General features: G+C 33.2%; 12 protein-coding genes. 5 read left to right on the forward strand and 7 right to left on the reverse strand.

Going from position 1 to position 12,543, the window contains the following annotated elements:
- The first annotated feature begins 212 nt into the window (after positions 1-212).
- From thrS to rplT, 4 genes are all read left to right on the forward strand, one after another.
- Positions 213-2,153 (forward strand): threonine--tRNA ligase, encoded by a 1,941-nt coding sequence (thrS, locus tag B4I81_RS09240; RefSeq protein WP_291109932.1) that lies wholly within the window; start codon positions 213-215, stop codon positions 2,151-2,153.
- Positions 2,154-2,181: 28 nt separating this feature from the next.
- On the forward strand, positions 2,182-2,730 hold the full coding sequence (infC, locus tag B4I81_RS09245; RefSeq protein ID WP_291109953.1) for a translation initiation factor IF-3: 549 nt from the start codon (positions 2,182-2,184) through the stop codon (positions 2,728-2,730).
- A 95-nt stretch (positions 2,731-2,825) separates the two neighbouring features.
- Entirely contained in the window at positions 2,826-3,023 is a 198-nt protein-coding gene (gene rpmI, locus B4I81_RS09250; protein WP_073585370.1) for a 50S ribosomal protein L35, read from the forward strand.
- A gap of 124 nt (positions 3,024-3,147) precedes the next feature.
- Positions 3,148-3,492 (forward strand): 50S ribosomal protein L20, encoded by a 345-nt coding sequence (gene rplT, locus B4I81_RS09255; protein WP_291109935.1) that lies wholly within the window; start codon positions 3,148-3,150, stop codon positions 3,490-3,492.
- Positions 3,493-3,621: 129 nt separating this feature from the next.
- On the opposite strand, the gene B4I81_RS09260 is transcribed toward rplT, so the two are convergent.
- Positions 3,622-4,698, reverse strand: a complete 1,077-nt coding sequence (locus B4I81_RS09260; protein ID WP_291109937.1) for a hypothetical protein — start codon at positions 4,696-4,698, stop codon at positions 3,622-3,624.
- Positions 4,699-4,933: 235 nt separating this feature from the next.
- Between B4I81_RS09260 and rlmF the strand changes: the two genes are divergently transcribed.
- Complete coding sequence (gene rlmF, locus B4I81_RS09265) at positions 4,934-5,833, forward strand: 23S rRNA (adenine(1618)-N(6))-methyltransferase RlmF (protein WP_291109939.1); 900 nt, start codon at positions 4,934-4,936, stop codon at positions 5,831-5,833.
- A gap of 119 nt (positions 5,834-5,952) precedes the next feature.
- Here rlmF and B4I81_RS09270 read toward each other — a convergent pair whose 3' ends face one another.
- The 6 genes from B4I81_RS09270 to B4I81_RS09295 all read right to left on the reverse strand — a co-directional run.
- Positions 5,953-7,146 carry an asparagine synthetase B gene (locus tag B4I81_RS09270; protein ID WP_414655097.1) on the reverse strand — a complete coding sequence of 398 codons (1,194 nt, stop codon included), beginning with the start codon at positions 7,144-7,146 and terminating at the stop codon, positions 5,953-5,955.
- Between the two features lie 436 nt (positions 7,147-7,582).
- The gene (locus B4I81_RS09275; protein WP_291109944.1) at positions 7,583-8,266 is read right to left on the reverse strand and encodes a response regulator transcription factor; all 684 of its coding nucleotides are present in this window, start codon (positions 8,264-8,266) and stop codon (positions 7,583-7,585) included.
- A complete protein-coding gene (locus B4I81_RS09280) occupies positions 8,266-9,060 on the reverse strand; it encodes a sensor histidine kinase (protein WP_291109945.1) in 795 nt (264 codons plus the stop codon). Before B4I81_RS09280 ends, B4I81_RS09275 begins: the two co-directional genes overlap by 1 nt.
- 622 nt (positions 9,061-9,682) lie before the next feature.
- The gene (locus B4I81_RS09285) at positions 9,683-9,991 is read right to left on the reverse strand and encodes a hypothetical protein (protein WP_291109947.1); all 309 of its coding nucleotides are present in this window, start codon (positions 9,989-9,991) and stop codon (positions 9,683-9,685) included.
- A gap of 94 nt (positions 9,992-10,085) precedes the next feature.
- Positions 10,086-11,633, reverse strand: a complete 1,548-nt coding sequence (dnaB, locus tag B4I81_RS09290) for a replicative DNA helicase (RefSeq protein WP_291109949.1) — start codon at positions 11,631-11,633, stop codon at positions 10,086-10,088.
- A gap of 143 nt (positions 11,634-11,776) precedes the next feature.
- The coding region (locus tag B4I81_RS09295; RefSeq protein WP_291109951.1) for an acetyl-CoA carboxylase carboxyltransferase subunit alpha at positions 11,777-12,543 on the reverse strand (767 nt) is incomplete at its 5' end.

The following is a 12,543-nucleotide window of genomic DNA, read 5'->3' on the forward strand; positions in this document are numbered from 1 at the left end:
TTAACAAAGATATGAGCCCCGATGGTAGCGGCATCCTTTTACAAACCTGACAGGTTTTTGAAAACCTATCAGGTTTGTAAAAGATATGAGCGGGACTAAAAGTCTTTATGGAATGCTGAACGGCTGCTTCAAATCTTTTTTAACATTATACCTTATATATATTGTATGGATTTTATTATTCGTTTATATTTGCACCTTATAAATTTTAAACAATGATAAAAGTTACTTTACCCGACGGGTCGGTTAAGGAGATGGCTCAAGGAGTTACTCCAATGGATGTTGCGAAAAGCATTAGTGAAGGTTTGGCTAGAAACGTGATTTCGGCTTCCTATAATGGTACCACTATTGAAACGACGACGACCTTAACGACGGACGGTACACTTATATTATATACGTGGAATGACAAAGAAGGTAAAAAGACTTTTTGGCATTCGACTTCGCACGTGATGGCGCAAGCTTTGGAAGAATTATTTCCTGGAATTAAATTAACGCTTGGACCTGCGATTGATAATGGTTTCTATTACGACGTAGATTTTGGTGATAAAAAAATTACGGATGCCGATTTCAAAAAGATTGAAGATCGTGTGTTAGAAATTTCGAGAGAGAAACATGAATTTAAAATGCGTTCGGTTTCGAAAGCGGAAGCATTGGAGGTTTATAAAGATAATGAGTACAAAACTGAATTGATTTCGAATTTAGAAGACGGAACCATTACGTTCTGCGATCATTCGAACTTCTTTGATTTGTGTCGTGGTGGACATATTCCGAATACAGGAATTATCAAAGCTATGAAAATCTTATCGGTGGCGGGTGCTTACTGGAGAGGTGATGAAAAGAACAAGCAGTTAACTCGTGTTTACGGAATTTCGTTCCCAAAACAAAAAGATTTAACGGATTACCTTGAATTATTAGAAGAAGCAAAACGTCGCGACCATAGAAAATTAGGAAAAGAATTAGAATTATTCCATTTTTCACAAAAAGTAGGTCAAGGTTTACCATTATGGCTACCAAAAGGTGCTGCTTTACGCGATAGATTAGAGCAATTCTTAAAAAAAGCACAGAAAAAAGCAGGTTACGAGCAAGTAGTTACGCCTCACATTGGAATGAAAGACTTATATGTAACTTCTGGACACTATGCTAAATATGGTGCGGATAGTTTCCAACCAATTCATACTCCGGCGGAAGGTGAAGAGTTCTTGTTAAAACCAATGAACTGTCCACACCACTGTGAGATTTACAATGCAAGACCTTGGTCGTATAAAGATTTACCAAAACGTTATGCTGAATTTGGAACAGTTTATCGTTATGAGCAATCGGGTGAATTGCATGGATTGACTCGTGTTAGAGGATTTACTCAGGATGATGCGCACATTTTCTGTACGCCTGATCAATTGGATGCGGAATTCAAAAATGTTATCGACTTAGTATTATATGTTTTTGGTTCGTTAGGATTTGAAAACTTTACGGCTCAGGTATCGGTTCGTGATTTAGATAATCCGGATAAATATATAGGTAGCGTAGAAAACTGGGAAAAAGCAGAAAATGCAATTATCAGTGCAGCGAAAGACAAAGGATTGAATTATGTGATTGAAGCTGGAGAAGCGGCTTTCTATGGTCCAAAATTGGATTTCATGGTAAAAGATGCTTTAGGCAGAAGTTGGCAATTAGGAACCATTCAAGTAGATTACAATTTACCAGAGCGTTTTGAATTGTCTTATAAAGGTGCGGATGACAAGTTACATCGCCCAGTTATGATTCACCGAGCGCCTTTTGGTTCGATGGAACGTTTTATCGCTATTTTATTAGAACACACAGCAGGAAATTTCCCAATTTGGTTGATGCCAGAGCAAGCTATAATCTTGTCTTTGAGTGAGAAATATGAAAATTATGCGAAAAAAGTTTTAGATTTGCTAGAAAATCACGAAATTCGCGCCCTAATTGACAACCGAAACGAAACAATCGGGAAGAAAATTAGAGAAGCGGAGATGAATAAATATCCGTTTATGCTGATTGTTGGCGAGGAAGAAGAGAAAAACGGAACCATTTCTGTGAGACAACGCGGACAAGAAGGAAAAGGAAATGTATCGGTTACTATTGAGCAATTTGCTGCAATGATAAACGAAGAAATCAATAAAACATTAAAACAATTTTAAGTTTAACTAAAATCTTAAAGCCATAGCAATTAGAAACAACAGAGGTTTTCAACCTCGCGAAGAGAAAAAAGCAGCGCACCGTATCAACAATTTGATTCGTGTACCTGAAGTACGTTTAGTAGGCGAAAACATTGAGCCTGGAGTTTACAAAATAGCGGAAGCCCTTCGTTTAGCTGAAGAGCAAGAAGTTGATTTGGTAGAGATTTCTCCAAATGCTGAGCCACCCGTTTGTAAATTGATGGATTATGGTAAGTTTTTGTACCAACAAAAGAAGAGAGATAAAGAGCTTAAAGCAAAATCGACTCAGATTGTAATTAAGGAGATCCGTTTTGGACCTCAAACAGATGAGCATGATTATGAGTTTAAGAAAAAGAACGCGATTAAATTTTTACAAGATGGTGCTAAATTAAAAGCATTCGTATTCTTTAAAGGGCGTTCGATTATCTACAAAGAGCAAGGACAAATTTTGTTATTACGTTTGGCTCAAGAATTGGAAGAGTTTGGAAAAGTAGAAGCGATGCCAGTTTTAGAAGGAAAACGTATGATTATGTACATTGCTCCGAAGAAGAAAAAGTAAACAGTTAACAGTCGCAGTGTTCAGTAGTTAATCTGAAAACAGAGACTGAAAACTAAAAAATAATAAGTAAGATAGATTATAAATACAGGAAGAAAATGCCTAAAATGAAAACAAAATCTAGTGCTAAGAAACGTTTCAAAGTTACTGGCTCTGGAAAAATTAAAAGAAAACACGCTTTTAAAAGTCACATTTTGACTAAAAAATCTAAAAAGCGTAAATTAGCTTTAACTCACGCTACATTGGTTCACCCAACAGATGAGAGAAGCATTAAACAACAATTAAATTTAATTTAATCGTTGTTGGTTAAAACAATTTAGTAACCCTGGAGTGGGCTGAACGAAGTACAAAGTTAAAAGTACAAAGTACGAAGTTTAAAAGTGTTGAAAAACCGCCTTACTGCAAAAAACATTTAAAATTATGCCAAGAGCAACAAATTCAGTAGCTACAAAAGCTAGAAAAAAAAGAGTATTAAAACAAGCCAAAGGTTTCTTTGGAAGACGTAAAAACGTTTGGACTGTAGCTAAAAACGCGGTAGAAAAAGCAATGGTTTATGCTTACCGTGATAGAAAACAAAACAAAAGAAACTTCCGTGCATTATGGATTATGCGTATTAACGCTGGTGCTCGTTTACACGGAATGAGTTATTCTCAGTTTATGGGGAAAGTAAAAGCTAACAACATCGAATTGAACCGTAAAGTTCTTGCAGATTTAGCTATGAACCACCCAGCTGCTTTCACAGCTATCGTTAACAAAATTAAATAATTACGTCTAACTCAGTTTATCTTACTTATATATTAAACCCCGATGAAAATCGGGGTTTTTTATTTTAAGCACGGAATGTGATTTGGTATTATATAGATTCAATTATTAATTTAAAAACCTATAATTCCTTTATTCATAGTATTCTATTTTTCTTTCAGCAATTAAAGTAGGATCTCCTTTAACTTTTTGACCCTCTAAATACAAATAACATTTAATCCAGTTATTGTATTGGTCATATTCATACTCATAAAAACGAGTAGTGGTATCTGAAGTACTTTGTTCGGGATAGTCTTTTGTAAACTCTCTTTTTATGATATCGCCTTGTTCATTAAAATGAGATACCCAGCGTTTGGTTGGGTAATTCCAATCAGTTACATTGTATTCAAAATAATTTTCTGACTTTTCTACAAAATCTTTGGTTGAGTGGTAGGTATAATTTGATTGAGCAGCTAACAAAGTTCCGTCTTCATTAAAATCATATAAAGAAATTTGTGTAATTCTATCTTGCTTATCATATTGATACTGAACTTCCAATTTACCACCATTGTTTTCTGGAATAATCATATCTATAGACAAAACATATATATAGAGAGGATAGTAGTCACTCTTTTCGTTGTAACCAGGGAATATTTCTTGTTTTATTACCTGGTTTTTATCATTATAATGATAAGTAATAGTATAATATAAATCTTCTTCTTTTGCTACTTTATAGGGTGTAAAATCATACAAATGCGGTGGGTTATAATATTTTTGCTGTTTAATTCTGCCTTTGTCATCATATACATATTTATATATATACTCTATTAATCCTTTTTCTAAACCATTACCAATGTCATATTCATAAACATAGTATGTTGGATTATAGTATAATAATTCTGAATAAACATTTCGATAATACTTTATGTTTGGAGTTATTTGAAACGATTTTTTAAGGTCCTCTTCATTGTATTCAAAATTAATAGATTTCTTAGGAATTATAGGTCTAAAAATATTTAAACTATCCATTTTGAAATTATATCTAGAATTTGTTTTTATTAACCCGTTTTCATAAAATTCAAAATTCCCACCTTTCAAATCATTATCAATTTTGTAGTCTTGATAATAATCAATATTTTCTTTTTTATAAGTAAATGCAATCTTAACTGATTTTATAGGACCGTTAAAATGAGTCTCTGTATTTTTTTTGCTCAAAAGAATATGTGGCATATTATTAGTCTGCTGTATCTTGGTTTGAGCACAGGAGGTAATGAATATTAAGAATAGAATGTATGAAAATAAATATCGCATTTAAATCAGTAATTAAAATTATTTAAATTAGAAGTTTTTTCAAATATATAGTTTTCAAATCATATTTCGATTTTAGGATCAAAAAAAGTGCCATAAAATCCAGCAAGCTATTATTCCTAAGAATTCAATACCTTTACACTTTAAAAACAATACCTTGAATACAACCAAAACCATAACCGGCTTTCATCCGAAAAACAAACACCACGGCAAATACGATTTCAAAACTTTAATTGCGGCTAATCCTGATTTAGCGCCATTTGTTGCGGTAAATGAATTTGGTACCGAAACGATTGATTTTGCGAATCCTGATGCGGTGAAAATGTTGAACAAAGCGTTGTTGTTGCATTATTATGGTTTGAAAAATTGGGATATTCCAAAAGGTTTTCTTTGTCCGCCCATTCCAGGACGAGCAGAGTATATTCATCAAGTTGCCGATATTTTAAAAGACACGTACGGAACACTTCAAACGAAGCATAAAATTCGCATTTTAGATGTCGGAATTGGAGCAAATTGTATTTATCCGATAATTGGTGTATCGGAATACAATTGGCGTTTTGTGGGTAGCGAAGTCGATAAACAAGCTTTTGAAGCGGCTCAGGAAAATATCAATTCGAATCAGAAATTAAAAGAAAACGTTGCGTTGCGATTGCAAACTTCAAAACGAAACATTTTCAAGAATATCATTCTTCCAGAAGATCAATTTGATATGACGATTTGCAATCCGCCTTTCCATAGTTCGAAAGAAGAAGCGAATAAAGGCACGATTCGCAAAAACAAAAACTTAGGTATTGAAGATTCTAAGAAACCTACGTTGAACTTTGGTGGTGTGAATTCAGAACTCTGGTGTGAAGGTGGTGAACTAACGTTTATCAGCAATATGATTTATGAAAGTGTGCATTTTAAAGCGCAAGTAAAATGGTTTTCGTCGTTAGTTTCGAAAAAGGATAATTTGAAACCGTTGCTTTCACATCTTAAAAAAGTAAAAGCTACGTACCAAATTACAGAAATGAAACACGGGAATAAAGTGAGTAGAATTTTATTTTGGAAGTTTTAAAGATGATGGATGATGGGTGATGGATGTTTTTAGTTCTCGATACATTTTGTATTTATACATATAAGGAATTACAAATACAAAACACTCTAAGTAAAAATAAAGAATAGCTTTGTAGTAACTTACGTTTTCAACTTTTTCTTTCTTGCCGCCGGAAACAACACATTATTTAATATTAAACGATAACCTGGCGAATTGGGATGTAAATCTAAAACCGTTGGAGCATCTCCTACTCTATGCTGGTAATCTTCTGGATCGTGGCCACCGTAAAAAGTGAACATTCCTTTTCCTTTGTTTCCGTGAATATAGCGCGCTTCTCCATTGATTTTACATTCGCCCATTACTAAGACATTCGATTTTATTTTTTCGGCATTAAAAGCCGTGGTTTGTCCCATAAATCCTTTTACCAATTGCGTATGATTTTGGCACAACATCGTAGGAATTGGATCCCATTTTGCCGAATATTCCATTAAAGTGAAATAGTCTTTATCCATAGTAAAAGCGCCTTTTCCGTGTTCTTCGGTGGTATCGATATCCGAGAATTCATAGACCATTGGGTTACGAACTAAAGTATAGTCTTTAAAAGCGAAAGTATTGGAATAATCGATTTTTGCTTGATAATTAGCTTCTGAATCGTCACCGTCGAACATGGGTTCGCAAATATCAACACCCTCTGCCGAAAGTGCTATATCAAAACTATCGGTTGCTGAGCACATGGCAAACATGAATCCCCCACCGATTACAAAATCTCTAATTTTCTTTGCTACTGCTAATTTTTCTTCTGATACTTTGTTGTAACCAAGTTTTTTTGCTAGCGCTTCAGCTTCTGCTTTTTGTTGGATGTACCAAGGCGCCGTTCTATAAGCTCCAAAAAATTTACCGTATTGTCCTGTGAAATCTTCATGATGCAAGTGCAACCAATCATATAATAATAGTTGATCAGACAATACTTCCTCATCATAAATTTCGGTATAGGGAATTTCAGCATAGGTCAACACCATTGTCACCGCATCGTCCCAAGGTTGTTTTCCTTTTGGAGTATATACGGCTATTTTAGGTGCTTTTTCTAAGACAACCGTTTCCATATTTTGAGAAGGCGAACTAATATCATCTAAAATAGAATTGGCGGATGCATCCGATAGTATTTCAAAAGTTACTCCTCTGATTTGACATTCTTTTCTAATTTCGGGAGCATCGGGTAATAAAAACGAGCCGCCTCTGTAATTTAATAACCAACTTACTTTGTAACTTTTGTCTAAAGCCCAATAGGTAATGCCGTATGCTTTTAAGTGATTTTGCTGTCCTTCGGCTTCCATTGGGAGCAATAGAAATGATGCTCTGCTTGTAAAAGTGCAAAGAAAAAACAATACTATAAATAAATTAAGGCTTTTAAACTTCATGAATTTCATATATAATCGACTAATTTAAAACATTTTTGGGGATTTACATTTACAGAAATGTTAAAGTCATACCCCCGTAAAAATACCTGGTTACCCCCGTAAAAATACTTGGTTTGAAAATCAGGTATTTTTACGCTTACACAGGATTTTTTTTTATCCTAGTTTTGACTTGTAGATATAAACAAAAATGAGAATGGATTCAAACAGCAAAAACACATCGCTATTAAACTCAAGAGAAATGAAATTATTAAAAAAAATTGGATATATCGTGTTGATAATAACAATTCTAGTGTATTTTATTTTAGTTTTTCAATTTTGCAGAAACTATTAATTTCATTCACATAATATGCATTTAAGACCCCATATTATTAGAGTCTTCTAAGTTTATTATTTTATTTTGTATGGCAAAAATTACCAATCCTGCCATATTTTTTGAATTTGTTTTTACTAACAAATTATTTCTATGGCCGTCAACCGTTCTGGTACTTAAACTCAACATCTCTCCTATTTCAACCGAACTGTATTGCTTACAAATTAACTCTAAAACTTCTCGTTCTCTTTCCGTTAAAAAATCCTCATCAAGAATAGTTCTTGAAGAAACGCTTGAGATTATATTTTGATGAATTACTTCCATAACGGTTTCATTATAATAAAATCCCTTTTGGGCAACTTCATTTACCGTTTTAATCATATCGGTTGGTGAAGCACTCTTAACCAAATAAGATGCAGCTCCTACATTTATCATATTGGCTATGAACGACCTTGTGTTATAACTTGTAAGTGCAATAACTCGAATAGAAGAAAAGTCTTTATGAATAATTTTTGTGGCTTCCACTCCATTTAAATGAGGCATTTTTAAATCCATCATTATAATATCTGGAAGTTGCGATGTCGTTTTTAAATGTTCAATTAAGTCGCTCCCATTTGAAGTTTCATAAATAATTTCAATATTGGGTTCGCGATTAAGTAAGAAATAGATTCCTTTACGGAACAATTCCTCATCATCAGCTAAAATTATTTTAATTTTATTATTCATCACTTAAAGTTAAACACCATAATTACACCTTCATTAGGTTGAGAATTAAAACTAAACTGACCACCTAAGAAGTTTATTCTACTTTCTATGTTTTTCATTCCCAATCCTTTTTGGTATTCCTCACTTGAATTGTCAAATCCAATACCATTATCAATGTAAGTACAACTATTTTGGCCATCGAAGTTAGTGAATTGAATTGAAATTTCAGTTGCTTTTCCATGACGTACTGAATTATTTAACAGTTCTTGCAAGATTCGAAATATATGTAAATGTTTTTCAATAGGATAGTTGTCAAAATTAATTTGATTATCAAATGAAACTTTAACAATTTTAGTGCTATTAAACTCTTCTACTAATTCTTCAATACCTGCATGAAGTCCAAATTTTTCTAATACTGGAGGCAATAAATCGTGTGCTATACGCCTCGAATTTTCAATGGCATTTTGGGTTAATTCAATAATATTATTTGTAATTTCCATTTGCTCTTCCTCATTTAAATTAGGTGTTTTAAGCAAATGACTGTTTAAGGAAACTATATTTAGTTTTGAACTAATATCGTCATGCAAATCTTGTGCTATTCGTTTGCGTTCTTCTTCCTGAGCAAACAAAATGGAATGCAACAACTCTTTTTGATGTTCAATTTCCAAATTTTTCTTGTCTACTTCTATTTTTACAATTTTTTTTCTTGAAAAATAGAAAAACATAATTAGCACCATAAACATGGATATAAATGCAAGTAAGACAAAGAAAAATACTTGAATTATTTCGCTATTTTCTAAATTAATTTCTTTCATTTCTTATTAAAATAAATTAATTTCCATTGATAAAAGAAGAATGCAAATTTTATGTATTGCAGTATGATATTTATATCAATCATTATATCATTAAATTCATCGAACTCTAAAATAACAACCAACTTGTAAATTAAAAAAATAAAAGTACTCGTAAATAAATAAAACAACAGTCCAATATTTGTAAAATAATATTCTGACTTTCCTCCAAGATTATTGTACAAATGCATAGTTGAATAAATAATTAGAGGCATGGTTGTTAAATAAGTTTCTAAAAGATTAAACTCTAGAAACAAATTAGGATTAAATAAGTACCTTGAAAATAAAAAAATAGGCAGTACAATTAATAAAACGTAAACCGAAATTAATTGTGCTTTTGTTTTTAATAATAGAGAATAGAAATAACTCAGTATTACAAATTGGAATAACTCATAAAAATGATGCAAGAATACATTGTAAATACGAAACCATTTCCACAAATTGGAACTAATGTAATCGATGATTAAAACACCTACTATATAAATTGTAAAAATCTTGTAAGCTTTTCCATTTTTGAAAAAACCTACAAGATAAAGTAAGCATAATACTGCAGACGTAAAATATAAATATTTAGAATCTAACAAAATTAAGGCGTAAATAGAGGACTTGAAGGATCACAACATTTAGGACATGGTTGCGTTGTATCGTAAATCAAATGGTCTGCGCTAATTAAGTCTTTTCCATTTGCGTCAACGCCTACATACGCTAATTTTTGCGTTCCGGTTGCATCTACTCCCATGTAGGCTCTCACATCTACAACTCCATCGGTTGCTAATAATTCTCTAAGAGCATCACCAGGGATTAAATGACCTTTTGCTAAATCTTTCGGGGGATTGGTTCTCCATGAAGTTGTCCAAGCTTTTGCTTCATCGAGAGAAATTGTAAAATCTGCCATAATAAGTTTTTATAATTGAGTCATAAATGTAGTAAAAAAATTAATAAAAAAAACAGACGATTTGTCTGTTTTTTTTATTCTTTATACATCTCATTTAAAAAGGAACGTCAGAATCATCATCAAATGAATTCATTGCGCTTCCAAAAGCTTCATTAGGCGTAGGCAAATTAGGTGTGATGAAAGGATTCGTATCATCAAGATTCATTTTTGAAGGTAGGGCATCAAAAGGCGAACCAAAATCATCTAAGTTATCAAACTTACCTAAATTTCCTATGAATTTTAAACGAATATTATCTAAACCTCCATTACGGTGTTTTGCTACAATAAATTCGGCTTGACCTTGCGTTGGTGAACGTTCTTCATCATCCCATTCGTCAATTTTATAATATTCTGGACGATAAATAAACGATACAATATCGGCATCTTGCTCAATTGCTCCTGACTCCCTTAAATCAGAAAGTAAAGGACGCTTACTTGAACCACGAGTTTCTACCGCACGAGATAACTGCGAAAGTGCAATCACAGGAACGTTCAACTCTTTGGCTAAGGCTTTTAAATTTCGGGAAATGGTCGAGATTTCTTGCTCACGATTACCACCACCTTTTCCATTTCCACCAGCTGTCATCAACTGAAGGTAGTCGATTACAATCATTTTGATTCCGTATTGTGAAGAAAGACGTCTTGCTTTTGCCCGTAAATCGAAAATCGATAGTGATGGGGTATCATCAATAAACAAAGGCGCTTTTTCTAAGTCTTTTACTTTGATAGACAATTGCTCCCACTCGTGTTTTTCTAATTTTCCAGTTCTTAATTTTTCAGATGATAATCCGGTTTCGGAAGAAATCAAACGTGTAATCAACTGAACCGAAGACATCTCTAGTGAGAAAAAAGCTACTGGCGCACCATAATCAATGGCCATATTTCGTGCCATCGATAACGTAAATGCCGTTTTACCCATACCCGGACGTGCTGCCACAATAATTAAATCTGAAGGTTGCCATCCTGAAGTTAACTTATCCAAATCGTGAAAACCTGTTGGAATTCCACTCAAACCTTCTTTACCTGCAATTTCTTCAATTCGTTTTTTAGCTTGAATTACCAAACTTTGAGCAGTTTCAGAACTTCGTTTGATGTTTCCTTGCGTTACTTCGTACAATTTAGATTCGGCTTTGTCTAGTAAATCGAATACATCTGTAGATTCATCATACGATTCTTCAATAATTTCATTAGAAATTTTAATCAAACTTCTTTGAATGTATTTTTGCAGAATAATACGTGAATGAAACTCAATATGAGCCGAAGAAGAAATCTTTTGTGTTAACTGAATTAAATAAAAATCACCACCCGCCAATTCCAATTTTCCATTTTTCTTCAATTGAGCCGAAACGGTTAATAAGTCTATTGGTTGTGTTTCATTGAACAACTGAACTATGGCTTCAAAAATATATTGGTGTGCCTCTTTATAAAAGGCATCGGGTTGTAAAATATCAATTACCTCATCTACCCCTTTTTTATCAATCATCATGGCACCAATCACTGCCTCCTCAAGTTCTAATGCTTGTGGGGGTAACTTTCCTTTTTCCAAATTGATAATCGTAGTTTTATCTACTTTTATCGGGTTCATATTTCTGACATTTTCCATATTGCTAAGGTACTCTTTTTTTAAATAATTTTAAATCGAGTTCTTAATACTGCGCTGTTAATAACTTCAAAATTTTGTTAATAAGACAAAAAAAATCCGAAACTTAGGGCTTCGGATTTTTTTTATAATTTGAAAATAAGTGACTACTCTTTGAATTCACCCATTTTGCTATATTTATCCATACGTTTTGCCACTAAATCTTTTGTTGATAAATCTTTTAATTCGTTGTAAGCTTTTGTTACATATTCAGCAACCGATTTAAAAGTAGTTTCTTTATCATAGTGAGCACCACCAAGAGGTTCTGGAATGATATCGTCGATTAACTTTTGTTTTTTCATATCGAAAGAAGTTAATTTCAAAGCTTCGGCTGCCTGTTCTTTATATTCCCAACTTCTCCATAAGATGGAAGAACATGACTCTGGAGAAATTACAGAATACCAAGTATTTTCTAACATATATACTCTATCTCCTACTCCAATTCCTAATGCTCCACCTGAAGCTCCTTCTCCAATGATTACAGAAATAATTGGTGTTTTTAAACGAGCCATTTCAAAAATATTTCTTGCAATAGCTTCTCCTTGTCCTCGCTCTTCAGCTTCTAAACCTGGATATGCTCCTGGGGTATCAATTAATGTTAATACAGGAATATTAAATTTCTCTGCCATTTTCATTAAACGCAATGCTTTACGATATCCTTCTGGATTCGCCATCCCGAAGTTTCTGTATTGGCGCATTTTAGTATTAATCCCTTTTTGCTGACCAATAATCATAAACGATTGTCCGTTGATTTGACCTAATCCCCCTACCATGGCTTTATCGTCTTTGAAATTTCTGTCGCCAAAAAGTTCTAAAAACGTTCCATTCGTAATATTAGTAATGTGCTCTAATGTGTACGGACGGTTTGGATGAC

Source organism: Flavobacterium sp. UBA6195, assembly GCF_002422095.1.
Lineage (GTDB): Bacteria > Bacteroidota > Bacteroidia > Flavobacteriales > Flavobacteriaceae > Flavobacterium.